The sequence below is a fragment of the Roseomonas sp. E05 genome (genome assembly GCF_030063475.1).
Lineage (GTDB): Bacteria > Pseudomonadota > Alphaproteobacteria > Acetobacterales > Acetobacteraceae > Pseudoroseomonas.
Genome location: NZ_JASIRT010000002.1, coordinates 152254 through 176270, shown reverse-complemented (window position 1 = coordinate 176270; position 24017 = coordinate 152254). Strand labels below are relative to the sequence as shown.

At 70.8% G+C, this 24017-nt stretch carries 25 protein-coding genes and 1 riboswitch; of the genes, 17 read left to right on the top strand and 8 right to left on the bottom strand.

Annotated elements, in window-relative coordinates; genetic code table 11:
• The first annotated feature begins 78 nt into the window (after positions 1–78).
• Positions 79–960, top strand: a complete 882-nt coding sequence (locus QMO56_RS03260) for an ATP-binding protein (protein ID WP_408906496.1) — start codon at positions 79–81, stop codon at positions 958–960.
• Positions 957–1967: an MBL fold metallo-hydrolase gene (locus QMO56_RS03255; protein ID WP_283523602.1), complete on the top strand. Its 1011-nt coding sequence runs from the start codon at positions 957–959 to the stop codon at positions 1965–1967. The genes QMO56_RS03260 and QMO56_RS03255 overlap by 4 nt, the downstream gene beginning before the upstream one ends.
• Positions 1968–2120: 153 nt before the next feature.
• Here QMO56_RS03255 and QMO56_RS03250 read toward each other — a convergent pair whose 3' ends face one another.
• Both QMO56_RS03250 and QMO56_RS03245 read right to left on the bottom strand, forming a co-directional pair.
• Entirely contained in the window at positions 2121–2600 is a 480-nt protein-coding gene (locus tag QMO56_RS03250; protein ID WP_283523601.1) for a DUF192 domain-containing protein, read from the bottom strand.
• A gap of 8 nt (positions 2601–2608) precedes the next feature.
• A complete protein-coding gene (locus QMO56_RS03245; protein WP_283523600.1) occupies positions 2609–3745 on the bottom strand; it encodes an acetoin utilization protein AcuC in 1137 nt (378 codons plus the stop codon).
• 90 nt (positions 3746–3835) lie between these two features.
• A riboswitch (TPP riboswitch) is annotated at positions 3836–3947 on the top strand.
• Between QMO56_RS03245 and QMO56_RS03240 the strand changes: the two genes are divergently transcribed.
• The 3 genes from QMO56_RS03240 (at position 3942) to QMO56_RS03230 (ending at position 6423) form a co-directional block, all read left to right on the top strand.
• Positions 3942–4673 carry an ATP-binding cassette domain-containing protein gene (locus QMO56_RS03240; RefSeq protein WP_283523599.1) on the top strand — a complete coding sequence of 244 codons (732 nt, stop codon included), beginning with the start codon at positions 3942–3944 and terminating at the stop codon, positions 4671–4673. It overlaps the preceding riboswitch by 6 nt.
• Positions 4670–5428, top strand: coding sequence for an ABC transporter permease (locus QMO56_RS03235; protein WP_283523598.1), 759 nt, complete (start codon positions 4670–4672; stop codon positions 5426–5428). The genes QMO56_RS03240 and QMO56_RS03235 overlap by 4 nt, the downstream gene beginning before the upstream one ends.
• Complete coding sequence (locus QMO56_RS03230; RefSeq protein WP_283523597.1) at positions 5425–6423, top strand: ABC transporter substrate-binding protein; 999 nt, start codon at positions 5425–5427, stop codon at positions 6421–6423. Before QMO56_RS03235 ends, QMO56_RS03230 begins: the two co-directional genes overlap by 4 nt.
• A 72-nt stretch (positions 6424–6495) precedes the next feature.
• Here QMO56_RS03230 and QMO56_RS03225 read toward each other — a convergent pair whose 3' ends face one another.
• A complete protein-coding gene (locus tag QMO56_RS03225) occupies positions 6496–8211 on the bottom strand; it encodes a PAS domain-containing methyl-accepting chemotaxis protein (protein ID WP_283523596.1) in 1716 nt (571 codons plus the stop codon).
• 205 nt (positions 8212–8416) lie between these two features.
• On the opposite strand from QMO56_RS03225, the gene QMO56_RS03220 reads away from it, so the two are divergent.
• Complete coding sequence (locus QMO56_RS03220; protein ID WP_283523595.1) at positions 8417–9235, top strand: glycoside hydrolase family 19 protein; 819 nt, start codon at positions 8417–8419, stop codon at positions 9233–9235.
• Between the two features lie 42 nt (positions 9236–9277).
• Here QMO56_RS03220 and QMO56_RS03215 read toward each other — a convergent pair whose 3' ends face one another.
• The 3 genes from QMO56_RS03215 to QMO56_RS03205 form a co-directional block, all read right to left on the bottom strand.
• On the bottom strand, positions 9278–9835 hold the full coding sequence (locus tag QMO56_RS03215) for an ABC transporter ATP-binding protein (protein ID WP_408906495.1): 558 nt from the start codon (positions 9833–9835) through the stop codon (positions 9278–9280).
• A gap of 164 nt (positions 9836–9999) precedes the next feature.
• On the bottom strand, positions 10000–10926 hold the full coding sequence (prpB, locus tag QMO56_RS03210; RefSeq protein ID WP_283523594.1) for a methylisocitrate lyase: 927 nt from the start codon (positions 10924–10926) through the stop codon (positions 10000–10002).
• A gap of 19 nt (positions 10927–10945) precedes the next feature.
• Positions 10946–12403: a sodium:proton antiporter gene (locus tag QMO56_RS03205; protein ID WP_283523593.1), complete on the bottom strand. Its 1458-nt coding sequence runs from the start codon at positions 12401–12403 to the stop codon at positions 10946–10948.
• A gap of 201 nt (positions 12404–12604) precedes the next feature.
• Here QMO56_RS03205 and QMO56_RS03200 point away from each other — a divergent pair, with 201 nt between their 5' ends.
• The 10 genes from QMO56_RS03200 to acpS all read left to right on the top strand — a co-directional run bounded on the left by QMO56_RS03200 (position 12605) and on the right by acpS (position 21911).
• Complete coding sequence (locus tag QMO56_RS03200) at positions 12605–13348, top strand: carbon monoxide dehydrogenase subunit G (protein ID WP_283523592.1); 744 nt, start codon at positions 12605–12607, stop codon at positions 13346–13348.
• A 2-nt stretch (positions 13349–13350) separates the two neighbouring features.
• Complete coding sequence (locus tag QMO56_RS03195; RefSeq protein ID WP_283523591.1) at positions 13351–14283, top strand: MoxR family ATPase; 933 nt, start codon at positions 13351–13353, stop codon at positions 14281–14283.
• A 34-nt stretch (positions 14284–14317) separates the two neighbouring features.
• Entirely contained in the window at positions 14318–15508 is a 1191-nt protein-coding gene (locus QMO56_RS03190) for a VWA domain-containing protein (protein ID WP_283523590.1), read from the top strand.
• Complete coding sequence (locus QMO56_RS03185; protein ID WP_283523589.1) at positions 15505–15834, top strand: XdhC family protein; 330 nt, start codon at positions 15505–15507, stop codon at positions 15832–15834. The genes QMO56_RS03190 and QMO56_RS03185 overlap by 4 nt, the downstream gene beginning before the upstream one ends.
• Position 15835: 1 nt before the next feature.
• Positions 15836–16537, top strand: coding sequence for an XdhC family protein (locus QMO56_RS03180; protein WP_283523588.1), 702 nt, complete (start codon positions 15836–15838; stop codon positions 16535–16537).
• Positions 16534–18180, top strand: a complete 1647-nt coding sequence (locus tag QMO56_RS03175) for a molybdopterin-binding/glycosyltransferase family 2 protein (RefSeq protein WP_283523587.1) — start codon at positions 16534–16536, stop codon at positions 18178–18180. The genes QMO56_RS03180 and QMO56_RS03175 overlap by 4 nt, the downstream gene beginning before the upstream one ends.
• 30 nt (positions 18181–18210) lie before the next feature.
• Positions 18211–18696 (top strand): 2-amino-4-hydroxy-6-hydroxymethyldihydropteridine diphosphokinase, encoded by a 486-nt coding sequence (folK, locus tag QMO56_RS03170; protein ID WP_283523586.1) that lies wholly within the window; start codon positions 18211–18213, stop codon positions 18694–18696.
• 87 nt (positions 18697–18783) lie between these two features.
• On the top strand, positions 18784–19185 hold the full coding sequence (gene rpoZ / locus QMO56_RS03165) for a DNA-directed RNA polymerase subunit omega (protein ID WP_283523585.1): 402 nt from the start codon (positions 18784–18786) through the stop codon (positions 19183–19185).
• Positions 19100–21466, top strand: coding sequence for a bifunctional (p)ppGpp synthetase/guanosine-3',5'-bis(diphosphate) 3'-pyrophosphohydrolase (locus tag QMO56_RS03160; RefSeq protein ID WP_283523584.1), 2367 nt, complete (start codon positions 19100–19102; stop codon positions 21464–21466). The genes rpoZ and QMO56_RS03160 overlap by 86 nt, the downstream gene beginning before the upstream one ends.
• 31 nt (positions 21467–21497) lie before the next feature.
• Positions 21498–21911: a holo-ACP synthase gene (acpS, locus tag QMO56_RS03155; protein ID WP_283523583.1), complete on the top strand. Its 414-nt coding sequence runs from the start codon at positions 21498–21500 to the stop codon at positions 21909–21911.
• A gap of 9 nt (positions 21912–21920) precedes the next feature.
• Here acpS and QMO56_RS03150 read toward each other — a convergent pair whose 3' ends face one another.
• The gene (locus tag QMO56_RS03150; protein ID WP_283523788.1) at positions 21921–22850 is read right to left on the bottom strand and encodes a bifunctional helix-turn-helix transcriptional regulator/GNAT family N-acetyltransferase; all 930 of its coding nucleotides are present in this window, start codon (positions 22848–22850) and stop codon (positions 21921–21923) included.
• Between the two features lie 217 nt (positions 22851–23067).
• Here QMO56_RS03150 and QMO56_RS03145 point away from each other — a divergent pair, with 217 nt between their 5' ends.
• Positions 23068–23451, top strand: a complete 384-nt coding sequence (locus QMO56_RS03145) for a lysozyme inhibitor LprI family protein (RefSeq protein WP_283523582.1) — start codon at positions 23068–23070, stop codon at positions 23449–23451.
• 114 nt (positions 23452–23565) lie between these two features.
• Here the strand turns inward: QMO56_RS03145 and QMO56_RS03140 are convergent, their stop codons facing one another.
• Positions 23566–23970 (bottom strand): YraN family protein, encoded by a 405-nt coding sequence (locus tag QMO56_RS03140; protein WP_283523581.1) that lies wholly within the window; start codon positions 23968–23970, stop codon positions 23566–23568.
• Positions 23971–24017 lie beyond the last annotated feature (47 nt).

Sequence of the window (24017 nt, the reverse complement as noted above, 5' to 3'; positions counted from 1 at the left end):
AGCCTCCCGGCCCTTGCCGTCAACACCTGGCCCTGCACGGGGGTGAACCCCCGGCGGCCCTCCTGGAGCGTCCCCGCCTTGCCCGTGACCGAGATCCACCCGCTCCTGCCGACCCTGGAACGCATCGCCGAGGCCCTGGAACGCCTTGCCCCTCCGCCCCCCGCCCATCCCAGCCTGGAGGGGGCGGACGCCTTTGTCTGGCATCCCGGCGAGCATGGCGTGCCGGCGCGGCTGGTGCCGGTGCCGCGGGTGGCAGCGGTCGAGATCGGGCTGTTGCAGGGGGTGGAGCGGCAGAAAGCCCTGCTGCTGGAGAATACGCTGCGCTTCGCCCGCGGCCTGCCGGCCAACAACGCCATGCTCTGGGGCGCGCGCGGCATGGGCAAGTCTTCCCTGGTCAAGGCCGCGCATGCCGCCGCCAATGCCCAGCGGCCGGGCAGCCTGGCGCTGATCGAGATCCAGCGCGAGGACATCCGCACCCTGCCGGAGTTGCTGAACATCCTGCGCGAGGCGCCGCGCCGCTGCCTGGTCTTCTGCGACGACCTCTCCTTCGAGCGCGAGGACCAGGACTACAAGGCGCTGAAGTCGGTGCTGGACGGCGGCATCGAGGGGCGGCCGGCCAATGTCCTGTTCTACGCCACCAGCAACCGCCGCCACCTGATGCCGCGCGACATGATCGAGAACGAGCGCAGCACCGCCATCAACCCCGGCGAGGCGGTGGAGGAGAAGGTTTCCCTCAGCGACCGCTTCGGCCTCTGGATCGGCTTCCACAACGCCGACCAGCCCACCTTCTTCGCCATGGTGGAAGGCTATGCGGCGGCGCTGCAGCTGCCGATCGGCCCGGAGGAGCTGCACAAGGCGGCGACGGAATGGTCCGTCACGCGCGGAGGCCGCTCGGGGCGCGTCGCCTGGCAGTTCATCCTGGACCTGGCGGGGCGGCTCGGCGTAGCCCTTCCGGGATGAATGACCACGCCCCGCAGCCGCGCCAGCCCGCCCTGACCGCGCCGAAGGGCGCGCAGCGGCGGGGGCGGACCTTCCTCAATCCTGATGGCTCCATTCCCGGCCAGCCCTTCCAAGCGCTTTGGCGGATGATGCGCGAGGGCAAGGGCCAGCCCTGGCCGGAGCGGGTGGCCAATCCGCCCTTTCCGCCGCCTGCGCCGCCGCCGCCCGGCCATGCGGCGGTGACCTTCATCGGCCATGCCAGCTTCCTGATCCGCTTCCATGGCGGCCCCACCCTGCTGACCGACCCGATCTGGAGCGAGCGTTGCAGCCCCTTCCGCTTCGCCGGGCCGAAGCGGGTCCGGCCTCCGGGACTCGATTTCGACGCGCTGCCGCCGATCGACACCGTGCTGCTCAGCCACAACCACTACGACCATTGCGACATCCCCACCCTGAAGCGGCTGCACCGCCGCTTCCGCCCGCGCATCCTGACCGGCCTGGGCAACGCCTCGCTGCTGGCGAAGCACGGCATGAAGGAGGTGGCGGAGCTGGACTGGTGGCAGGAGGCGCCCCTCCCGCAGGGCGGCACCGCCCGCTTCCTCCCGGCGCGGCACTTCTCCGCCCGCGGGCTGCATGACCGGGCGCAGAGCCTCTGGGGCGGCTTTGCCATCGCCGGGCCGCAGGGCGGGCGCCTCTGCTTCACCGGCGACTCCGCCTGGGGCGAGCATTTCTGGGAGATCGGCGCCCGCTGCGGTCCCTTCGACCTCGCCCTGATCCCGATCGGCGCCTATGAGCCGCGCTGGTTCATGCAGGTGGTGCATGTGAACCCGGAGGAGGCCGTGCGCGCCTTCCTCGACCTGCGCGCCCGCCAGGCCCTCGCCATGCATTTCGGCACCTTCAAGCTGACCCAGGAGGGGATCGACGCGCCCGAGACCGCGCTGCGTGCGGCGCGGGAGGCCGCCGGCCTGGCGGAAGAGCGGTTCCGCGTCCCCGGTTGTGGCGAGACGGTGCTGGTGCCGCTCGGCGCCTGAGGCAGTGGCCGTGAGCGGGCGGGCGGCTTCAGAAGCCTTTCAACTCAAGGGGAAGTGCAGGCCGTCCACGCGCATATCCACAGACTTGCTCCCTGAATCTGGGGATAAGTCGCCATCTCCGGCGTTCGTCCTGCGTTCCCTGCGGCGCCGCCTTCAGCCTCCCTTCGCGTTGCCGAAGATCCGCTGGATGACCTGATCGCCCACCCGCAGGTTCAGCCGCTCCGCCGTTCCCGCCGCCAGTTCCAGCGTCGCCCGCACCGGGCCGTGGCTCTCGACCGTCGCCAGGCTCTGCGGCACCGTGCGCTCGGCGATGCGGTGGATGCGCCCGTCGGCGCTGATGAACACCATGTCCAGCGAGGCGAGGGTGTTCTTCATCCACATGTCGCTCTCGCGCGGGCTGCCCCAGTCGAAGAGCATGCCCTCATCCGGCTTCACCACGGGGCGGAACATCAGCCCGACCTGCTGCTGCCCGGGTGTCAGCGCCATCTCGACGGTGAAGTCGTGCCGCTTGCCGTCGCGCGTGACGATGGTCAGCGGCTCGGTCGGCAGGCGTGGCTGCGGCTTGTCCTGGGCGGTGGCGGGGCGGATCATGGCGGCGAGGCCCAGCAGGGCCAGCAGGGATCGGCGGTGCATGGCATGTCTTATGCCACGCCCAGGAAGGGTTCCGGCAGTCCCTCCAGCGTGGCGGCCGCGAGATGCCGGATCTCCCCGCGCACCGACCCCGGGCGCGGCGCGTCGCGCAGGGTGGTGAACCAGTGCTCCGGCGGACTGCGCCCGGCGGCGCGATGGAAGGTGAGCGCCCGCAGCACAGCCTCGGCGGCGGCGGGCAACCGCTCCGGCAGAGCATGGCCGTTCAGCACGCCCCAGAGGCCGGCCCAGCAGCGCCCGACGGACCAGGGATTATAGCCGCCGCCACCCAGCACGATCAGCCGCGGCGCCTGGCCCATCACCGTGCGCACCGCCTCACAGTGGGCGTTGTTGGAGAGCGAGAGACGGGCCAGCGGGTCCTCCTCCAGCGCATCGGCGCCACATTGCAGCATGATGGCCTGCGGGCGCAGGTGACGCGCCACCGGCAGCACCGCCTGGCGCCAGAGATAGGCGAACTCGTTATCGTTCAGCCCCGGCGGCACCGGGATGTTGCGGGCATGGCCGCCGGCCCGGTCCTCCAGCGCCCCCGTGAAAGGCCAGCGCCCGGCCTCGTGGATCGAGAGGGTGAAGACGCGCGGGTCGTCGTGGAAGGCGTCCTGCACGCCGTCGCCATGATGCGCGTCGATGTCGAGATAGAGGATGTTGGTCAGGCCCAGGTCCAGCCACTGCAGCAGGCCGAGCACCGCGTCGTTCAGGTAGCAGAAGCCGCTGGCGCGGTCCGGCCGGCCGTGATGGGTGCCGCCGCCCGGCACATGCACGATGCCGCCCCGCTCGGCCGTGATCCGCGCCGCCAGCATCACCCCGCCGGCGCTGGTGGCGGGGCGGCGGAACACCTCGCGGTAGATCGGATTGCCCCGCGCACCGATGTGGAAGCGCTCGCGCTGCTCGGGCGGCAGGCTCTGCGCCATCTCGGCGGCCTGCAGCGCGGCGACGTAGTCCGGGTGATGGAAGCGGGCGAGCTGCTCCGGGGTCGCGCGCGGGCTGTCGAGGTAGCGCGCCGGGTCCAGCCAGCCGAGCGCCCGGATCAGGTCGAGCGCGGTGGAGACGCGCGGGATCGCCAGGGGGTGTTTCGGCCCATAGGTGGAGTTCCGGTAGATCTCGGACCCGATCAGCAGAGGCGCGGCGCTCATTTCCCGCAGAATGGGTGCGGGTCGCGAACTCGGCAAGGCGCGGCTGCGCGCGGGCGCTTGCGCAAAATCGCCACACGCCCTTAATGCTCCGCATTGTCCGGGGGGAGCCCGATTCTGCGGGCTGAGAGGCGGGGATGGGCCCCGCGACCCCTTGAACCTGATCCGGGTCATGCCGGCGAAGGGATCGGAGGTCCGCATGGCGCCTGGCCTGGGCGTGTCGCTTCCCGAAATCCGCCTTGGCGGACGCGCGGTGCTCAGCGCCGCCGCGCTCGACTTCGCCGGCGGGCAGGTGACGGCGCTGCTCGGCCCTTCCGGCGTCGGCAAGTCCACCCTGCTGCGGCTTCTGGCCGGGCTGCTGCCGCTTCCCGCCGGGGCACGCATCGCGCCCGGCGACGGCGCCCCGCTGGCCGGCCGCATCGCCTGGATGGGCCAGCAGGACCTGCTGCTGCCCTGGCTTGCCCTGCTCGACAACGTCTGCCTCGGCGCCCGGCTGCGCCGCGAGCGGCCGGACCTCGCCCGCGCGCGGTCGCTGATCGCCGCCGTCGGGCTGGAGGGGCGCGAGGGTGCCCGTCCGGCGGAACTGTCCGGCGGGATGCGGCAGCGCGCCGCCCTGGCCCGGACGCTGATGGAGGACCGGCCCTTCGTCCTGATGGATGAGCCCTTCTCGGCCGTGGACGCCCCCACCCGTCATCGCCTGCAATCCCTCGCCGCCGGGCTGCTGCATGGCCGCACCGTGCTGCTGGTGACGCATGACCCGCTGGAGGCGCTGCGGCTGGCCCATCGCATCCTGGTGCTGCGGCCGGGGCCGCGGGGCGCCGTGCCGGAGGACCTGCCGATGCCCTCCTCTCCCCCCCTCCGCGCCGCGCATGACCCTGCCGTGCTGGCGGCGCAGGCGGATCTGCTCGAACGGCTGGCGGAGGCCGCATGAGGCCGCTGCTCGCCGCGCTCGGCCTGCTGCTGGTCTGGGAGGGCTTCGTCCGCTGGAGCGGCACGCCGCCCTTCCTGCTGCCGGCGCCCACCCGCGTTGCCACCGTGCTGGCCGGGCGCTGGGACATCCTGGCCGGCCATGCGCTCACCACGGCGACGGAAATCCTGCTCGGGCTGGTGATCGGGGCACTGCTGGGCATCGCCGTCGCGCTGCTGCTCACCGCCTGGCGCGGCGGGCGGCGCTGGCTGCTGCCGCTGCTGATCGCCAGCCAGGCCATCCCGGTCTTCGCCATCGCGCCCCTGCTGACGCTGTGGCTGGGCTTCGGCACGGCGAGCAAGATCGCCATGGCGACCATCATCATCTTCTTCCCCGTGGCGACGGCCTTCTATGACGGGCTGCGCCGCACCGAGCCGGGCTGGCTCGACCTCGCCGCCACCATGGGCGCCAGCCGCACCGCGGCGCTCTGGCGCATCCGGGTGCCGGCGGCGCTGCCGGCGCTGGCCTCCGGGCTGCGCGTGGCCGCCGCCGTGGCGCCGATCGGCGCCGTGGTGGGCGAGTGGGTCGGCGCCTCCTCCGGCCTCGGCTACGTCATGCTGCAGGCCAATGGCCGCAGCCAGACGGACATGATGTTCGCCGCCCTCGCCATCCTGGCCAGCATGGCCATGGCGCTGTGGTTCGCCACCGACCGGCTGCTGCGGGCACTGCTGCCCTGGCAGCCCGACGCCCTTTCCGAACACGACGGAGGAACCCCATGACCGGCCTCACCCGCCGCGCGCTGCCGGCCTTGGCCGCGCTCGCCCTGCCCGCCGCCGCGCGTGCCCAGAACGCCACGCCCGGGAATGCGGCCGCCCCTGCCGGCGGCACGCCCACCTCCCTGACCCTGATGCTGGACTGGTTCGTCAACCCGGATCACGCGCCCATCATCATCGCGCGCGAGGGTGGGCACTTCACCCGCGCCGGGCTCGACGTCCGTATCGTCGCGCCCGCCGACCCGAACGACCCGCCGCGCCTGGTGGCGGCCAGGCAGGCGGATCTCGGCGTCTACTACCAGAAGAGCCTGTACCTCGCCGTGGACCAGGGCCTGCCGCTGATCCGCGTCGGCACGCTGGTGGCGACGCCGCTCTCCACCCTCTCCGTGCTGCGCAACGGGCCGATCCAGAAGCTGGAGGACCTGAAGGGCAAGAAGATCGGCTTCAGCACGGCGGGTTTCGAGGAGGTAGCGGTCGGCACCATCCTCGGCACGGTCGGCCTGTCGGTGAAGGACGTGACGCTGGTGAACGTCAACTTCGGCCTGTCCTCGGCGCTGATGTCCGGGCAGGTGGACGCCATCCTCGGCGGCTTCCGCAACTTCGAGCTGCACCAGATGGAACTCGAAGGCCGCCCCGGCCGCGCCTTCTACCCGGAGCAGCACGGCTTCCCGATCTATGACGAGCTGATCTACGTCGCCCACCGCGACCGCGCGAAGGATGCCACGCTGCGCCGCTTCATGGACGCGGTGGAGAGCGCCACCACCTTCCTCGTCAACAATCCCGAGGAAAGCTGGAAGATGTTCATCGAGGGTCCGCGCAAGGAGCTGGACAACGAGCTGAACAGGCGCGCCTTCCAGGATACGCTGAACCGCTTCTCCCTCAGCCCCGCGGCGCTCGACAGCAACCGCTACGAGCGCTTCGCCCGCTTTCTGGCAGAGAAGAAGATGATCCGCAGCGTGCCGCCGCTGGCGCAATACGCGGTGGAGCTGCCGCCGGCCTGACGCCCGGGGTCCCGGTTGCCGGCGGCCTTGCGGCCCGCCGGCAACCATTTCCGCGGGTGCTGCCCCGGAGCCTCAGGCGACCTGCTCGGAACCCTCACTCAGGCTGCGGCTGATTCCGGCGACATCGGTCGAAGCGGCCTGCATGTTGGACGAGATGTCGAGCGTCGCCGAGCTCTGCTCCTGCACCGCACCGCTGGCGGCACTGACGAACTGGAGCAGGGATTCGACGGAGGTTCCGATCGCGCCAAGAGCGCTCGCGACCTCGCTGGAGACGAGTTGCATGGCCTCGATTTCCTGCGCCACCTGCTGGGTCGCGGCGGTGGTCTGATTGGCCAGCTGCTTCACCTCGTTCGCCACCACGGCGAAGCCCTTGCCGGCTTCACCGGCGCGCGCCGATTCGATCGTCGCGTTCAGCGACAGCAGGCTGATGTTGGAGGCGATGGAGCGGATCAGCTGCACCACCTGATCCATCGAACTCGCCGCCGAGCGCAGGCGCTGCGTCGCGAGATTGGCATCGCCGGCCTGCCGGGTGATCTCATCGACGACGGTGTGCGACCGCTGCATGGTCTCGGCGATCTGCGCGGCCGAGGCGCTCATTTCCTCGACCGCGGCAGCGACGGAGCGGACCTTGTTCAGGGTCTCATCGGCGAAGCGGATGGCCCTGCTGCGGGCCTCCATGCGCACCGTTATGTCGGTGGCGAATTTCACCACCTTGCAGGGCTTGCCATCAAGGTCGAGGACCGGGTTGTAGCTGGCGGAGATCCAGACCACCCGCCCGCCCTTGCCCAGGCGCTTGTAGATGGCCGCGTGGAACTCGCCGCGCTGCAGCTTGGCCCAGAAGGCCTTGTAGTCGGGCGTGGCGACATAGTCCGGCTCGACGAAGATGCTGTGATGCTTGCCGCGGATTTCCGCGAGGTCGTAGCCCATTGCCCTGAGGAAGTTGCCGTTGGCCGCCAGGATGGTTCCATCCAGCTTAAACTCAATGGTCGCCTGCGACCGGTTGATGGCTTCGATCTGCCCCTGGAAGTCGGCGTTGCGGAGCTTGCTTTCCGTGATGTCGGTGGCGAAGGCCACGACCTCGGTAGGCTTCCCGTCCAGGCCCAGGATGGGCGTGTAGGCCGCCATGATCCAGATCTCCCGGTCGTGCTTGCCACGCCGCTTGTATTCTCCAGCCACGTACTCGCCCTGGCGAAGCCTCTCCCAGAACTCGAAGTACTCGCGGCTGGCAGCCTGCTCGGGGAACACGAGCATGCGATGGTTCTGGCCGACGATCTCCTCGTTCGAGTAGCCCGCCGCCTTCAGGAAGAGTTCGTTGGCATCCTTGATGGTGCCGTCCATCGCGTAGCGAATAACCGCCTGCGACTTGCAGATGGAGGCAACCTGAGCCTGATCGGAAATTGCCTGCAGCTTGGCTTGCGTCACGTCCATTGCGAACTTTGCCACCCCCACGGGCTTGCCGCCGCGGTCCAGGATGGGAGTGTAGGAAGCCTGGATCCAGACCTCCCGCCCGCCCTTGGCCAGCCGGCGGAACTCTGCGACCTTGTGCCGGCCCTGTCGCAGCTCCTCCCAGAAGACACGATACTCGGCGCTCGCAGCCTGGGCGGGATCGACGAAGATCGCGTGCTTCCTTCCGCGGATCTCCGGGAGAGTGTAGCCCATCGCCCGCAGGAAGTTGTCGTTCGCATCAAGGATCGTGCCATCAAGGGCGAATTCGATGACCGCCAGGGAGCGGGTCGCGGCATGCAGGATGGCACGGTTCCGGCGGCCGAAAAGATCGCGGAAAAGCATCAAGATTTCGCCTTGGGAGGAATGGCTGAGGTGTTCCCAAAATAGCCTCCAATTCCTAAGGAAACCCGAATATCACGCTGCCGTGAGTGGCTGCTTGGTGAGACCTGCGCCGCCGCAGGCATTTTTTTTAAGGAAAAAATTCCTTTCAAATCGCCCTTGGGCAGATTATAGGAATAAAGACTTATTCCTGCCAAGGGGCCCCGCCATGCTCTCCCTTCCGCAACTCCGCAGCCTCTACACCGAAGCCCACCCGGACCACCTCGCTGCCTTCGCCACCACCGCCGCCGCGCTGTTCCGCCGGAGCGGGCTGGATGCGGGCCGGCAACGCTGCCACTTCTTCCTCGCGCAGCTCGGCCACGAGTCCGTCGGCCTGCAGGCGCGGGAGGAATGCCTCAGCTATTCGGCGGCACGACTGATGCAGGTCTGGCCGCGCCGCTTCCCCATCCTTGCCGCCGCCGAACCCTATGCGCGCGATCCGGAGAAGCTGGCTGAAGCCGTGTATGGCGGCCGCATGGGCAATGACCGTCCGGGCGACGGTTTCCGTTACCGCGGCCGGGGCTACATCCAGCTCACCGGACGGGACGCCTACCGGCAGGTCGGCGGACTGGCCGGGCTGCCCCTGGAGGAATGGCCGGATCTTGCCAATGACCCGGCCCATGCGCTGGCCGTCGCCTGTGCCTTCTGGCACTGGAAGCGCCTCAACCCGCTTTGCGACCAGGGGGACTTCGCCGGCGTGACGCGCCGCATCAATGGCGGACTGGTGGGGCTGCAGGACCGCTTCGCCTGGCTGGAGCGCGCGCAGCGCTGCGTGCCCTGGGAGGAGCCGGGGTCCTTCGCTCCCAAAGTGGAGGATCTGAAGGCCGTTCAGAGGGCGCTGCGGGCGCGCGGCCTCTATGACGGCTCGATTGACGGCATCATCGGCCGGCGCAGCCTGGCGGCGCTTGCCACCCTGCGCGCCGAGGAGGGTCTGCCCGCCGGCAGCGGCGTGGACCTCGCCGTGCTGGAGGCCTTGGGCCTGCGATGACGGTCGCGCGGGGCACGGGAAGCGCCCTGCCCCGCAACGCCTTCAGCCGGAAAGCCCGAGCAGGGCCAGCGCCTCGCGGCGCAGGGCGATGAGGTGCGGGTCATCCCGGTGGCGCGGATGCGGCCGGTCCACCACCAGCTCGCCGACAATCCGTGCCGGCCGTGGCCCGAAGATGACCACCCGCTGCGCCAGCATCAGCGCCTCCTCGACGTCATGCGTCACCAGCAGCGCCGTCATGCCCGAGCGCTGCCACGGCCGAACCAGTTCTCCCTGCATGGCGAGGCGCGTGAGGCTGTCCAGCTTGCCCCGGGGTTCGTCGAGCAGCATCAGCCGCGGATCGTTCACCAGCGCGCGGGCCAGCGCCACGCGCTGCGCCATGCCGCCGGAGAGCTGGTGCGGATAGGCCTGCTCGAAGCCGGTCAGGCCGACCGTGTCGATCGCCTGCTGCGCCCGGTGGCCCTGCCGCTTCAGCAGGCCGCGCGCCTCCGGCCCGAGGGCGACATTCGCCCGCACGATGCGCCAGGGGTAGAGGGTCGGGTCCGGGACCACCAGCACGCGGGAGGGGTCGGGCCGGGTGCGCGGCGGCGGACATGACCGCACGAGCCTCGGCAGCGGCTTCGTTGCAGCGGGCGAAGCATGGATGTGGCTGGCTCCACAACGCAAAAGCGGCCCCGCCATCTGCTGGCGGGGCCGCTCGGACGAATAACGCGGAGTGATCGTATTTTGCGCCTGCGCCCGTCCCGATCAGCAACGGCCGGGGCGACTTACCCCTTTTGGTCGGGCATGCCCTGCGGCACCACGGTCCGCACCAGCGTGGAATCCAACGCCTCGTACTCGTGATATCCAATGGTGTCGTAGAGCTCGGCCCGGGTCTGCATGCGGGAGAGCATGTTCTGCGTACCGCCATCGCGGTTGATGGCGTCGTACAGCTCCTCCATGGCCTTGGCGGCGACGCGCAGGTGGCTGACCGGCCAGATCACCATGGCATATCCCATCGCCTCGAACTCCTCGGCGGTGAAGAAGGGCGTGCGGCCGAACTCGGTCATGTTGGCCAGCAACTTCACCCCGGGCATGCGGCGGGCGAACTCACGGAACATCTCGGCATTGGTCAGCGCCTCGGGGAAGATCGCGTCCGCCCCCGCCTCCAGGTAGAGCTTCGCGCGGGCCACGGCGCCGTCGATGCCCTCGCTCGCGGCGGCGTCGGTGCGGGCGATCAGGTAGAGGTGCCGGCGTGCCTTGCGGGCGGCGGCGACCTTGGCTGCCATGTCGCGCGCATCGGCCAGCTTCTTGTCGTTCAGGTGGCCGCACTTCTTCGGCAGCAGCTGGTCCTCCAGGTGGACCGCCCCGGCACCCGCCTCCTCGAAGCTGCGGACCATGTGCATGACGTTCAGCGCCTCGCCATAGCCCGTGTCGCCATCCACCAGCGCCGGCAGGCCGGAGGCGCGCGCCACCTGGCGGATGTGCCAGGCGACGTCGTCCACCGTGATCATGCCGAGGTCGGGCAGGCCCATGGCGGCGGACATGGCGGCACCGGACATGTAGAGCGCCTCGAAGCCGGCCCGCCTGGCCAGCAGCGCGGCGATGCCGAGATGCGCGCCGGGCATGCGCAGGATCTGCGGCCGCTCCAGCAGGGCGCGGAAGCGCTGACCGGCGGGGGCGTCCGGCAGGTCGTCGGCGATCACGTAGGGCATGGGCGCATCCTCTCTCGCTTCAGAAGAACAGCAGGGTGACCAGGATGAAGGTCGGCACCAGGAAGACCAGCGCCCAGCCAACATAGCCGAAGAAGCTCGGCATCCGCTCGCCCTGCTCCTCGACGATCGCCTTCACCATGAAGTTGGGCGCGTTGCCGATATACGAGTTGGCGCCCATGAACACCGCGCCGCAGGAGATCGCGGCCAGGGTCAGCGCGCCGTCGCTCATCAGGTGGGCGGCGTCGCCGCCGGCCAGGTTGAAGAAGACGAGGTAGGTCGGCGCGTTGTCCAGGAAGGAGGAGAGCCCTCCGGTCAGCCAGAAATAGACCACGGGGATCGGCTGTCCGTTCGGGTCGGTGGTCATCGCCACCAGCCCGCCGAGCGGCCCCTCCAGCCCCGCCTTCAGCATGGCCAGCACCGGCGCCATGGTCAGGAAGATGGCGGCGAAGAGCTTCGCCACCTCCAGGATGGCGCCCCAGGTGAAGCCGTTGGTCTCGCGGATGCCGGCCGGCGTCCAGAGCACCGAGGCGGCGGTGATCAGCAGGAAGAGCAGCATCGCCGCGATCCGCTCCTGGCCGATCGGCTGGCCGAGCAGCGTCACCTCGCCCGGCAGCCAGAGGCCCTGCATCAGCACGCCGGCCACCACCAGCGCCAGCAGCCCGACATTGATCCAGCCGGCGATGCCGAGCGGCTCGTGGTCGCTGTCGGCCACGTGGTCGTGCTCAGCGGCCTCCTCGGCGGCCTCCTCGACGATTTCCCGGCGCTCGCGGGCATAGAGCCAGCTGTCCATCACCCAGTAGACCGCCAGCAGCAGGATCGCGGAGAACAGGAACTCGCTGAACAGGTGCTCGGTCGGCCAGAAGAAGGAGACGCCCTGCAGGAAGCCCAGATAGAGCGGCGGGTCGCCCAGCGGGGTCAGGCTGCCGCCGATATTGCTCACCAGAAAGATGAAGAAGACGAAGCTGTGCATCTTCCGGCGCCGTCCCGCATTGGCCCGCAGCATGGGGCGGATCAGCACCATCGAGGCGCCGGTGGTGCCCATGATGCTGGCCAGCACCGTGCCGGCCGCGAGCAGCGCCGTGTTGACGCCCGGCGTGCCCACCAGGGTGCCGCGCAGCAGCACGCCGCCGCCGGCGGTGTAGAGCGCCAGGAGCAGGGTGATGAAGGGCAGGTACTCGCCGATCAGCACGTGGGTGAACTCATGCCAGGCGGCGTCAGGCCCGTGCAGCGCGGCGAAGGGCACCAGGAACAGCGCCGCCCAGCCGGCGGCGATCTTGCCGTAGTGGTGGTGCCAGATATGGCCGGCCAGCAGCGGCATCAGCGCGATGGACAGCAGCATGCCGGCGAAGGGCACACCCCAGAGCAGCGAGGGCGCGGCCTCCTCCCCCGTTGCGGCCAGAGCCGGCCCGGCGACCAACAGAACGGGCAGCATCGCCCCCAGCGACGCGGCCCAGCGCCGCAACGCGCCTCCTGGCATGGCCTCTCCTCTTTGTCAGCGCAGCCGCCGCGGAGGCGGGGCCGTCCGTTTTCCCGGGTCCCTGCCCTACACCAGCCCTGCCCAGGGCGCCAACCCGGCCGGCCGCCCGCAGCGGCCCGCCCGGGTCTCCTCGGGAGGGGGTGGACTTCCCCCTGAGGCCCGCACGTCCTAGCTTCAGCCCGCAGAGAGGGAGAATGCCGCATGGAGATGACCGGTGAACGGCGTATCGAGGCGCCCCGCCAGACCGTTTGGGAGGGGCTGAACGACCCCGAGATCCTGCGCGCCTCGATTCCCGGCTGCGAGTCGGTCGAGCGCGTGGGCGATGACGCCTTCCAGGCGCGCGTGGCCATGAAGATCGGGCCGATGAGCGCGCGGTTCACCGGCAAGGTGCAGCTCAGCAACCTCAACCCGCCCGCCTCCTACACGATCAGCGGCGAGGGCAATGGCGGCGCCATGGGCTTCGCCAAGGGCGGCGCCGATGTCAGCCTGGAGGAGGAAGGCCCGCAGGCCACCCTGCTGCGCTATGCCGTGAAGGCGCAGGTCGGCGGCAAGATGGCGCAGCTCGGCGCCCGGCTGATCGACAGCACCGCCAAGTCCATGGCCGACCAGTTCTTCACCCGCTTCGCCGAGAATGTCGCGGTGCAGCCGGTGGCCGCCGCCGATGCCGAGGAGCGCCTGGCCGCCGCCACCCTCTCCGCCCCGCGCATGGGCGACAGGGTGCTGGGCGAGACCGGTCCGCTGCATCCCGAGGTGGCCAAGGTGGACGCCGCCGCCGGTCCGCGCCCCTCGCCGCCGGCCGCCGTGCCCGGCTCCTCGCCCGGCTCGCCGCCGCAGCTCTCACTCTTCTCGATGCTGCCGCGGGACATCTTCGGCCTGCCGGTGGTGTTCTGGTTCGGCTCGCTGGTCTGGCTGGTGATCCTCTTCCTGCTTTTCGTGCTGGGCTGAGCATGAGCGGCACGCTCCCCCGCACCGTCGAGGCGACCGAACACCTGCTCGCGGCCGGGGGCTATGTCGCCGACCGGGCGCTGGCCACCACCATCCATCTCGCCCTGGTCATGGGCCGGCCGCTGTTCCTGGAGGGCGAGCCCGGCACCGGCAAGACGGAGATCGCGAAGGTGCTGGCCGCGGGCCTCGGGCGGCGGCTGGTGCGGCTGCAGTGCTATGACGGGCTGGACCTCTCGGCCGCCGCCTATGAGTGGAACCACGCCCAGCAGCTGATGGCGATCCGCCTCGCCGAGGCCTCGGGCGCGGCGAACACGCCCGAAGGGCGCGCGGAGCTGGAGCGCGGCATCTATGACCGCCGCTTCCTGCAGGAACGGCCGCTGCTGGCCGCCCTCGCCGGCCCGCCGGCGGTACTGCTGATCGACGAGCTGGACCGCGCCGACGAGCCCTTCGAAGCCTTCCTGCTGGAGGTGCTGGCGGATTTCCAGCTCACCATCCCCGAGCTCGGCACCATCCACGCCGACACGCCGCCCATCGTGGTGCTGACCAGCAACCGCACGCGGGAGGTGCATGACGCCATCCGCCGCCGCTGCCTCTACCAGTGGGTGGACTACCCGGACGCGGCGCGCGAGCGGGCCATCCTGGCCAGCCGGCATCCCGGGCTTTCCGAGACGCTGTCGGCGCAGGTGGTGGCCTTCGTGCAGGCGCTGCGCTCCGGCGACTTCTTCAAATATCCCGGCGTGGCCGAGACCATCGACTGGGCCGCCGCCCTGCGCGCGCTGGACGCGAAGGAGCTGGAGCCGGCGCTGGTGGAGGAGACCATCGGCGCCCTGCTGAAGTACCAGGACGACATCGCCAAGCTGCGCGGCGCCGAGGCGGCACGGCTGGTCGAGGTGGCCAAGGAAGCCGCGGCGCCGCGGCCGGCCATGCCGTTCTGATGCGGCGCCTTCCGAGACGGTCAGCGCGCGCGCCATGAGCGGGGCGCTCGCCGCCAACCTGCTCGGTTTCGGCCGCCTGCTGCGCCGCGCCGGCCTGCCGGTCGGCCCGGCCGAGATGCTGGCTTCCGCCGAGGCGCTGACGCTGGTGGATATCGGCAACCGCCAGGAGGTGCGCGCCGCCCTGCGCGCGACGCTGGTGCGCCGGCGCGAGCATGGCGAGATCTTCGACCATGCCTTCCTGATCTACTGGCGCGACCCCGACGCGGGGAAGCATGCCGCCGCCATGGAGGCGATGCAGGCCGGCAAGCCGCCGCCGAAGCCGGGGCCGGGCAGCCGCCGGCTGGCCGAGGCCATGGCCGGCAACCGCCCGCCGCCCCCGCCTGAGCCGCCCAGGGAGGAGCGGCAGTTCGACGCCACCCTGACCGTCAGCGCCAGCGAGGCGCTGCGCAGGATGGACTTCGAGGCGATGGGCGCCGCGGAAATCGCCGCCGCCAAGGCCGAGATCCGCAAGCTGGTGCTGCCGCTCGACGCCCGCCCGACCCGCCGCTTCCGCCCCAACCCGGCCGGCCGCCGGGCGGATCTGCGCGCCACGCTGCGCGCCAGCCTGCGCCAGGGCGGCGAGATCCTGGAGCTGCGCCGCAGCCAGCGGGTGGTCCGCCCGCCGCCGCTGGTGGTGATCTGCGACATCTCCGGCAGCATGGCGCGCTACGCGCAGATCCTGCTGCACTTCCTGCATGCCGTGACCAACGAGCGCGACCGTGTGGCGAGCTTCCTGTTCGGCACGCGGCTGACCAACATCACCCGCCAGCTCCGCCACCGCGACCCGGAGATGGCCTTCGAGATGGTCAGCCATATCGTGCCGGACTGGTCCGGCGGCACCCGCATCGGCGAGGCGCTCGACCTGTTCAACAAGCAATGGTCCCGCCGCGTGCTCGGCCAGGGTGCGGTGGTGCTGCTGATCACCGACGGGCTGGAGCGCGGCGGCGCAGAGGAGCTGGCGCGGCTCGGCGCCGCCACCGAGCGGCTGCGCAACTCCTGCCGCCGGCTGGTCTGGCTGAACCCGCTGCTGCGTTTCGCCGGATTCCAGCCGCGCTCGCAGGGCATCCGTGTCATGCTCCCCCTGGTGCATGAGCATCGCCCGGTCCACAACATCGACAGCCTGCGCGCCCTGGTCGAGACCCTCTCCGCCCGTGCGCCGCGCCCTGTTTCGGGAGGAATGCGATGAGCGATCAGGAGGACATCCTCTCCACCGCCGCCAGCTGGCTCGCCCATGGCGAGACGGTGGCGCTCGCCACCGTGGTCGAGACCTGGGGCAGTTCGCCCCGTCCGGCCGGCTCGCAGCTCGCCGTCACCGCCTCCGGGCGAATGGCGGGCAGCGTCTCCGGCGGCTGCATCGAGGGCGCGGTGGCCGATGCCGCCCGCCAGACCATGGAGAGCGGCAAGCCGCAGCTGCTCGACTTCGGCATCAGCGACGAGCGCGCCTGGGAGGTCGGCCTCGCCTGCGGCGGCAAGCTGAAGGTCTTCGTCGAGCGGCTGGACGGGAAGCGCTGAGATGGAGGCCGATTTCCTCAAGCGGCTGCAGGCCGCACGGGTGGAGGGCCGTGCCGTCGCGGTGCTGACGCGGCTGACCGATGGCGCCCAGCTCCTCTATCCGGACGAGGCCGCGCCCACCGCCCTGGCCGGGGCGGCCGATGCCGCCCTCGCCAAGGATGCCGCCACCACGCTGCAGCATGAGGAGGCGGCCTGGTTCATCCAGCCGCACAACCCGCCGATGCGGCTGATCGTGGTAGGCGCCGTGCACATCGCCCAGGCGCTGGTGCCGATGGCGGCGGGGCTCGGCCTCGCCGTCACCGTCATCGACCCGCGCCGGGCCTTCGCCACCGAGGAGCGCTTCGGCCGTGGCGTCACCCTGGTGGACGACTGGCCGGACGAGGCCATGGCGAAGCTCGCCCCCGACGCCCGCACCGCCGTGGTGACGCTGACCCACGACCCCAAGCTGGACGACCCCGCGCTGGAGGTGGCGCTGCGAAGCCCGGCCTTCTACATCGGCGCGCTGGGCAGCCGGCGCACCCATGCCAAACGGGTGGCCCGGCTCACCGAGGCCGGGCTGACGGAGGCCGAGATCGGCCGCGTTGCCGCTCCGGTCGGCCTGTCCATCGGCGCGGTGACCGCGCCCGAGATCGCGCTCTCCATCCTGGCCGAGATCGTCGCCCGCCGCCGCGGCGCCGCGCTGGCCGACAGGGTTTCCGCATGAAGTTCGGCCCGACACCGCTCAACGAGGCGCAGGGCGCCATCCTGGCCCACACGCTCCGCCTGCCGGGCCGTGTCCTGAAGAAGGGCACGGTGCTGGACGAGGAGGCGATCGCCGCGCTGCGCGAGGCCAACAAGGCGGAGGTGATCGCCGCCCGGCTGGAAGCCGGCGACGTGCCGGAGAACGAGGCCGCCCATCGCCTCGGCGAGGCGCTGCTCGGGCCGCTGCTGGCCCGCACCCGCGCCGCCACCGGCCGCGTCAACATCCAGGCCGATGCCGCCGGGCTGCTGGTGGTGGACACCACCCTGGTCAACCGCCTGAACGCCCTGGACGAGGGGCTGACGCTCGCCACGCTCCCCAACTACACGCCGGTTTCGGCGCGCGAGATGCTGGCGACGGTGAAGGTCATCCCCTTCTCCGTGCCGGGCAGCGTGCTGCAGGTGGCGGAGGTGGTGGCGCGCAGCGGGAGGGCACTTGCCATCCATCCCTTCCGGCCGCTGAAGGTCGGGCTGGTGCTGACCGAGCTGCCCGGCCTCAAGGAAAGCATCATGGAAGGCGCCGTGGAGGCCACCGAGGCGCGCGTCGCGGCCCTCGCCGGCCAGCTCCTGCCGCCCGAGCGCTGCCGGCACGAGGAGGGCGCCATCGCCGAGGCGCTGGGCAAGCTGAAGAAGGCCGGGGCGGAGATGCTGCTGGTGGCCGGCGCCTCCGCCGTGGTGGACCGGCGCGATGCCGGCCCGGCGGGCATCGTCCGCGCCGGCGGGCGGATCGAGCATTTCGGCATGCCGGTCGATCCCGGCAACCTGATCTGCCTCGGCCGGATCGGCGAGATTCCCGCCCTGGTGCTGCCCGGCTGCGCCCGCAGCCCCAAGCTGAACGGCTTCGACTGGGTGTTGCAGCGCCTCTTCGCCGGCCTGCCGGTGACGGGGAAGGACATCGCCGGCATGGGCGTCGGCGGGCTGCTGAAGGAGATCGACAGCCGCCCTTTACCGCGTGAGGCCGCCTCCCGGCAGGCGGTGCAGGCGCTCGCGCCGCGCCGGCCGCGCCAGGTGGCGGTGCTGGTGCTGGCCGCCGGCCGCTCCCGCCGCATGGCGCCGCTGAACAAGCTGCTGGTATCCGACGACAAGGGCGTGCCGATGGTGGCCCGCGTGGTCGGCAACGCGCTGGAAAGCCGCGCCCGCCCCGTGATCGTCGTCACCGGCTATGAGAGCGAGCGGGTGGAGGAGGCGCTGGCCGGCAGGCCGGTGATCTTCGCCCATACCGAGGACTATGCCGAGGGCCTCTCCGCCTCGCTCAAGGCCGGGCTGGGGGCGCTGCCACCGGAGACCGAGGGCGTGCTGGTCTGCCTCGGCGACATGCCGCTGGTGACCGGCGCCATGCTCGACCGGCTGATCAGCGCCTTCGACCCGGAGGAGGGCCGCGCCATCGTCATGCCGACCTTCCGCGGCAAGCAGGGCAACCCGATGCTGTGGTCGCGCGAGTTCCTGCCGGAGATGATGGAGATCACCGGCGATGTCGGCGCCCGCCACCTGGTCGGGAAATACGCCGACCGCGTGGCCGAGGTGGAGATGGCGAACGACGCCGTGCTGCGTGACTTCGACACCACCGATGCGCTGCGCCTGGCGCCCGACTTCGCCGGCAAGATCTGAGGCGCGGCGGCCCATGCTCCGGCGGCGCATATGATCCTGATCGCGCTCGGGGCCAACCTCCCGGGCCTGGACGGGTCGGCGCCGCTGGCCAGCTGCCAGGCGGCGGCGCTGGACGGCATCCCCGGCCTGCGCGTCACCGCCCTCTCCTCCTGGTGGGAGACGGCGCCGGAGCCGCCCGCGCCCGGCGCGCCCTGGTATGTCAACGGCGTGGCCCGCTGCGAGGGGGCGCTGGAGCCGGCGGCGCTGCTCGCGGCGTTGCAGGGGCTGGAGCAGGTGGCGGGACGGCAGCGCCCCTATCCCAACGCGCCGCGCACTCTCGACCTCGACATCATCGCCATGGGCGACACGCTGCGGGACGCGCCGGACCCGGTCCTGCCGCACCCCCGCGCGCATCTGCGCCGCTTCGTGCTGGAACCGCTGGCCGAGGTGGCGCCGGGCTGGGTGCATCCGCGGCTCGGCCGCCGCGTTGAGGAGTTGCTGGCGGAGTTGCCGCCGGCGCCGATGCGGCGGCTCTAGCCCACCCTCCTCCCGCGAAGCTTGCCTTTCGCACCTGCGATGGCTATCTGGGAGGTTCGGCACGCAACTGGAATTTGGAGGCCACCTATGGCCCGCGTCACGGTCGAAGACTGCGTCCTGAAGATCCCGAACCGCTTCGAGCTGGTCCTGCTTGCGGCGCAGCGCGCGCGCAACATCAGCCGCGGCGAGGAGCTGACCATCGATCGCGACAACGACAAGAACCCGGTCGTTGCCCTGCGCGAGATCGCCGATGACACGGTCGAGACGGCCGCACTGGAGCAGGACCTGATCAAGTCCCTGCTGCGCGCGCCCGAGCCCGAGCCGGTGGAGGAGGAGGTCATTGACCTCATCGCCACCGACGAGAACATCTTCGGCGTCATGGACGTCAACGAGGACCAGGGCAATGAAGGCGGCGCGGGCGAGGACCTCTCGCCCGACGACATCGAGGCCGCCATCGCGGCCGAGCTCGGCGGCGGGAACCGCCGCTGAGCCGGAGGCGCGCTTGAAGCCGGACGCCGGGACCGGCCTCCTCAACCCGGCGCCGCTGCCGCCGGCCGGTCCCGTGCCGGCCGTGCCCGTCATCGAGACACCGGGCACCGAGCTTGCCCGGCAGGTGGCCGCCTACGACCCGCGCGCGGATGTCGCGCTGCTGGAAGCCGCCTACAACCTCGCCGCCACCGCCCATGCCTCCCAGGCGCGCGAGAACGGCGACCCCTACATCACCCATCCGCTCGCCGTCGCCCGCATCCTGGCGGGCTACCGGCTCGACACCGCCACCATCGCCACCGCCCTGCTGCATGACGTGGTGGAGGATACCGGCGTCTCGCTGGCGGATCTCGAAAAGCGCTTCGGCAGCGACATCGCCCGGCTGGTGGACGGCGTCACCAAGCTGACCCGGCTGGAGCTGCAGTCCGAGCGCACCAAGCAGGCCGAGAACTTCCGCAAGCTCGTCCTCGCCATGAGCGAGGACATCCGCGTGCTGCTGGTCAAGCTGGCCGACCGGCTGCACAACATGCGGACGCTGCATTTCAAGCCGCAGCCCGAGAAGCGCGCCCGCATCGCCCGCGAGACGATGGAGATCTACGCGCCGCTGGCCGAGCGCATCGGCATGGACGCGGTCAAGACCGAGCTGCAGTCCCTCTCCTTCCGCGAGTTGCAGCCGGACGCCTACCAGACCATCACCGCCCGCCTCGCCTTTCTGCGCGGCCAGGGCGCCGACCTGATCGACGAGATCGCCGCCGACCTGCGCGCCAAGCTGGTGGCGGCCGAGGTGCCGGTGATCGAGGTGAACGGGCGCGAGAAGTCGCCCTACTCGATCTGGATGAAGATGCACGAGAAGAAGGTCGAGTTCGAGCAGCTCTCGGACATCATGGCCTTCCGCATCGTCACCACGGACAAGGCGAACTGCTACGCCGCGCTGGGTGCCATCCACTCGGCCTATCGCGTGGTGCCCGGGCGCTTCAAGGACTACATCAGCACGCCCAAGCCGAACGGCTACCAGTCCCTGCACACCGGCGTCACGGTGCCGGAGCGGCGCAACGCCAAGATCGAGGTGCAGATCCGCACGCCGGAGATGCACGAGATCGCGGAATACGGCGTGGCGGCGCACTGGATGTATAAGCAGGGCGGCGCACCGGAGGATAAGCCGAAGCAGCGCCGCTATCCCTGGGTGAAGGAGCTGCTGGAAATCCTGGAGACGGCCGCCGAGCCGCAGGACTTCCTGGAGCACACCAAGCTCGCCCTGCACCAGGACCAGGTCTTCTGCTTCACGCCCAAGGGCGACCTGATCGCCCTGCCGCGCGGCGCCACGCCGGTGGACTTCGCCTACCAGGTGCACAGCCAGGTCGGTGATGCCTGCGTCGGCGCCAAGATCAACGGCCGCATCGTGCCGCTCCGCCATCAGCTGGAGAATGGCGACCAGGTCGAGATCATCACCGCGCGCGGCGGCACGCCGAACCCGGCCTGGGAGCGCTTCGTCGTCACCGGCAAGGCCAAGGCGCGCATCAAGCGCTTCGCCCTGGCCCGGCAGCGCGCCGAGTATCAGGAGCAGGGCCGCAGCGCCATCGCACGCGCCTTCCGCCAGGAAGGGGTGGACTTCTCCGAGAAGCTGGTCGAGCCGGCGCTCAAGGTCTTCAAGTATCCGGGCTTCGAGGAGCTTTGCGTCGCCGTCGGCGCCGGGCACATCACCGGGCGCGAGGTGCTGCACGCCGCCATCCCCGAGCTGCGCGGGCCGCCGCGGCCGCTCGACCACCTGCCCCTCGCCCGTGCCCGCGGCAAGCCGGGCTCGACGGTGGTCCGCACCGAGCGGCGGCGCGAGGCCAGCTCCGGCATCACCGGGCTGGTGGCGGGCATGGCGGTGCAGTTCGCCGGCTGCTGCCACCCCGTGCCGGGCGACCGTATCGTCGGCATCGTCACGACCGGCAAGGGCGTGACGGTCCACAAGGCGGATTGCCACAACCTCGAAGCCCTGGCCGCCACGCCGGAGCGCTTCATCGACATCGACTGGGACTACGAGGCCGGCTCGGGCGGCGCGCATCTCGGCCGGCTGGACGTGGTGACGAGCAACGACGATGCCGCCATCGCCGCCATGACGGTGGCCATCGCCAAGCAGAACGGGCGGCTGCACAACCTCCGTTTCGCCCATCGCGGCGCCGACTTCGCCGAGGTGGTGGTGGACCTGGAAGTATCCGACCTGCGGCACCTTTCCAACGTCGTCGCCGCGCTGCGCGCCTGCCCCGGCATCATCCAGGTGGAGCGCAGCAAGGGGTGACGCCGCCCGGCGTCAGCGGTAAGGCAGCGGCATGATCATCGGCCTCGGCAACGACATCGTGGATATCCGCCGCATCGAGCGCTCCATCGAGCGCTATGGCGAGCGGTTCCTGGAGCGCGTCTTCACGCCGCTGGAGCGGAAGAAGGCGGAGAGCCGCACCGAGAAGCTGCGCGCCGCCACCTATGCCAAGCGCTTCGCGGCCAAGGAGGCAGCCTCCAAGGCGCTCGGCACGGGGTTCCGCAACGGCGTGTTCTGGCGCGACCTCGGCGTGATCAATCTCTCCACCGGCCAGCCCTCGCTGCGGCTGACCGGCGGTGCTGCCAAGCGGCTGGACGCCATCACGCCCCCTGGCCATGGCGCGCAGGTCAGCCTGACGATGACCGACGAATATCCCTATGCCCAGGCCATCGTCATCATCGCCGCGGTGCGCCTCGCGCCGCTCTGAGGCGGCACGCTACAGGTCCAGCGCCCAGTACTCGCCGACCAGGTCGCGCCCGAAGCTGTGGTGCCGCTCCTCCGAGACCAGGCGGAAGCCTTCCGCCTGATAGATCCGGCGCGCCGCCACCAGCACGTCGTTGGTCCAGAGCGTCAGCCGTGCATAGCCGAGCGCGCGCGCGGTGCGGACGCATGTGCCGACCATGGCGCGGCCGATGCCGAGGCCGCGCGCCTCCGGCTCCACATAGACCAGACGCAGCTTGCCGACCGCCTCGGACTCCCGCACCAGGAAGGCCGAGCCCACCACGGCGCCCTGCCGCTCGGCGATCCAGCAGCGCTCGCGCTGCGGATCGAAAGCGCGGACGAACTGCGCGACGATCTCCGCCACCAGCGCCTCGAAGCTGGTATCGAAACCATATTCCCGCGCGTAGAGCGCACCATGGCGGTGCACCACCCACCCATAATCTCCAGGGTTCGGCGGCCGGAGCAGGAAGGGCGCGCCCGGTGCCTCGCTTGTGCCGCCGCTCAGCAACCCCTCGGCGGCGGAGAGGGTTTCGGTCAGGCGCTGGCGGTCCTGTGACGGCAGGCGCCGCAGCATCTCGGCCACCGTCTCGCGGGAGCGCGCGTCGAGCCCGGCGAAGGTCGTGCGGCCCGCCGGGGTCAGCGAAAGCAGGACCTGCCGGCCATCTTCCGGCGAGGGGCGCCGGTCGATGAGGCCTCGCTCCTCGAGTCCGCGCAGGAGGCGGCTGAGATAGCCGGAGTCGAGTTCGAGCTCGGCTCCGAGCTGAGTGGCGGTGGCGGTACCTCGCTCACCCAGCTCGTAGATGATGCGGGCCTCGGTCAGCGGCAGGGGTCCGCCGAGCAGCCCCTCATGCAGCAACCCGAGGCGCCGGGTGTAGAAGCGGCTGAAGCGCCGGACCGCCGAAACCACCTCATCCTGATCCTTCATTGACACGGCCTCTCTCCCTCCGTTAGCTGCCAATGTCAGGTATTTTCCTGCTTTCAGCAACTGATACGGGGGAGGCGCGTGGCGCAAGCAGAACGTCCTGCCGCCCCTCCCGGTCCCACGCTGCTGGCCGCTCGTGATGCTCCAGCCGTCGTGGTGCGCGGGTCCGCCGTTATCCTGCGTCGGCCTTACGCCGCCCGCCAAGAAAGGGAGCTACGCCGTGCGAAAGACGCTGCCTCTTGCAATCCTGTTCTCCATTGCCTCCGGCGCTCACCTCCCGCTCGCCGAACCTGCCGGACAGGAGACTGACGGCTGTCTCGCCCCGCTCAACACGGCGGCGATCGTCACCTGCCTGGACACCGAGGCCGAGGCCTGGGACCAAAGACTGAACACCGCCTATGCGGCCCTGCAGAAACGCATCTTCCCACAACAGCGCGAGCCACTGCGCGCCGCGCAACGCCTCTGGATTCATTACCGCGACGCGAACTGCCGCTTCTATGGAGCGCAGGATGGCTCCATTCGCCAGATCGAGGTGGCGTTGTGCCGGCGCGACATGACGCGCAGCCGTGCGCGCGAACTGGACGCGGCAATGCCGGCCCACTAGTCTCCTGATCGCGAAGTCCTTCAGACTACCCGATCAGGGCATTCGCCTTTGTTTTCAGTGTCCTGCTTGTCCGCGACGTGCGCGGGCAACCCCGCGGACTTCGCGGGCAGGACACTAGGCAGGCCGCCCCCCTTGCCCGTCCCGCAGCACATCCTTGATCCGGCGCATCCGGCCTTCCCCGTCCACCAGCACCAGGTCAAAGCGGATGCCGGCGACGCCATGGCCGGGGTTCATCGCCGCCCAGGCCTCGCCGGCAGCGAGCAGCCGCGCCTGTTGCCGGGGGCCGAGTGCGGAGGCCGCCTCCGCCAGCCGTGGCCGCGCCTTCACCTCGATGAAAGCCAGCAGGCCCTCGCGCTCGGCGATCAGGTCGATCTCCCCGGCGCCGCTCCGCCAGCGGCGGGCCAGCACGCACCATCCCTCCGCCTCCAGCCGCGCGGCGACGCGATCCTCCGCCACGCGGCCGCGCGCCTCGGCGGCGCGGCGGGCGGGCGGGGCGGCAGCGGCGTCGGATGCAGGCATGCGGCCACTGTTCACGCGGGCGCTACGGAGCGCAACCCGGGCTGTGG

Bases quoted from the DNA above. Each gene is read 5' to 3' on its own strand.
- QMO56_RS03255 (WP_283523602.1), top strand. From the start codon at position 957: ATGAATGACCACGCCCCGCAGCCGCGCCAGCCCGCCCTGACCGCGCCG.
- QMO56_RS03250 (WP_283523601.1), bottom strand. From the start codon at position 2,600: ATGCACCGCCGATCCCTGCTGGCCCTGCTGGGCCTCGCCGCCATGATC.
- QMO56_RS03245 (WP_283523600.1), bottom strand. From the start codon at position 3,745: ATGAGCGCCGCGCCTCTGCTGATCGGGTCCGAGATCTACCGGAACTCC.
- QMO56_RS03240 (WP_283523599.1), top strand. From the start codon at position 3,942: ATGGCGCCTGGCCTGGGCGTGTCGCTTCCCGAAATCCGCCTTGGCGGA.
- QMO56_RS03235 (WP_283523598.1), top strand. From the start codon at position 4,670: ATGAGGCCGCTGCTCGCCGCGCTCGGCCTGCTGCTGGTCTGGGAGGGC.
- QMO56_RS03230 (WP_283523597.1), top strand. From the start codon at position 5,425: ATGACCGGCCTCACCCGCCGCGCGCTGCCGGCCTTGGCCGCGCTCGCC.
- QMO56_RS03225 (WP_283523596.1), bottom strand. From the start codon at position 8,211: ATGCTTTTCCGCGATCTTTTCGGCCGCCGGAACCGTGCCATCCTGCAT.
- QMO56_RS03220 (WP_283523595.1), top strand. From the start codon at position 8,417: ATGCTCTCCCTTCCGCAACTCCGCAGCCTCTACACCGAAGCCCACCCG.
- prpB (WP_283523594.1), bottom strand. From the start codon at position 10,926: ATGCCCTACGTGATCGCCGACGACCTGCCGGACGCCCCCGCCGGTCAG.
- QMO56_RS03205 (WP_283523593.1), bottom strand. From the start codon at position 12,403: ATGCCAGGAGGCGCGTTGCGGCGCTGGGCCGCGTCGCTGGGGGCGATG.
- QMO56_RS03200 (WP_283523592.1), top strand. From the start codon at position 12,605: ATGGAGATGACCGGTGAACGGCGTATCGAGGCGCCCCGCCAGACCGTT.
- QMO56_RS03195 (WP_283523591.1), top strand. From the start codon at position 13,351: ATGAGCGGCACGCTCCCCCGCACCGTCGAGGCGACCGAACACCTGCTC.
- QMO56_RS03190 (WP_283523590.1), top strand. From the start codon at position 14,318: ATGAGCGGGGCGCTCGCCGCCAACCTGCTCGGTTTCGGCCGCCTGCTG.
- QMO56_RS03185 (WP_283523589.1), top strand. From the start codon at position 15,505: ATGAGCGATCAGGAGGACATCCTCTCCACCGCCGCCAGCTGGCTCGCC.
- QMO56_RS03180 (WP_283523588.1), top strand. From the start codon at position 15,836: ATGGAGGCCGATTTCCTCAAGCGGCTGCAGGCCGCACGGGTGGAGGGC.
- QMO56_RS03175 (WP_283523587.1), top strand. From the start codon at position 16,534: ATGAAGTTCGGCCCGACACCGCTCAACGAGGCGCAGGGCGCCATCCTG.
- folK (WP_283523586.1), top strand. From the start codon at position 18,211: ATGATCCTGATCGCGCTCGGGGCCAACCTCCCGGGCCTGGACGGGTCG.
- rpoZ (WP_283523585.1), top strand. From the start codon at position 18,784: ATGGCCCGCGTCACGGTCGAAGACTGCGTCCTGAAGATCCCGAACCGC.
- QMO56_RS03160 (WP_283523584.1), top strand. From the start codon at position 19,100: ATGAAGGCGGCGCGGGCGAGGACCTCTCGCCCGACGACATCGAGGCCG.
- acpS (WP_283523583.1), top strand. From the start codon at position 21,498: ATGATCATCGGCCTCGGCAACGACATCGTGGATATCCGCCGCATCGAG.
- QMO56_RS03150 (WP_283523788.1), bottom strand. From the start codon at position 22,850: ATGAAGGATCAGGATGAGGTGGTTTCGGCGGTCCGGCGCTTCAGCCGC.
- QMO56_RS03140 (WP_283523581.1), bottom strand. From the start codon at position 23,970: ATGCCTGCATCCGACGCCGCTGCCGCCCCGCCCGCCCGCCGCGCCGCC.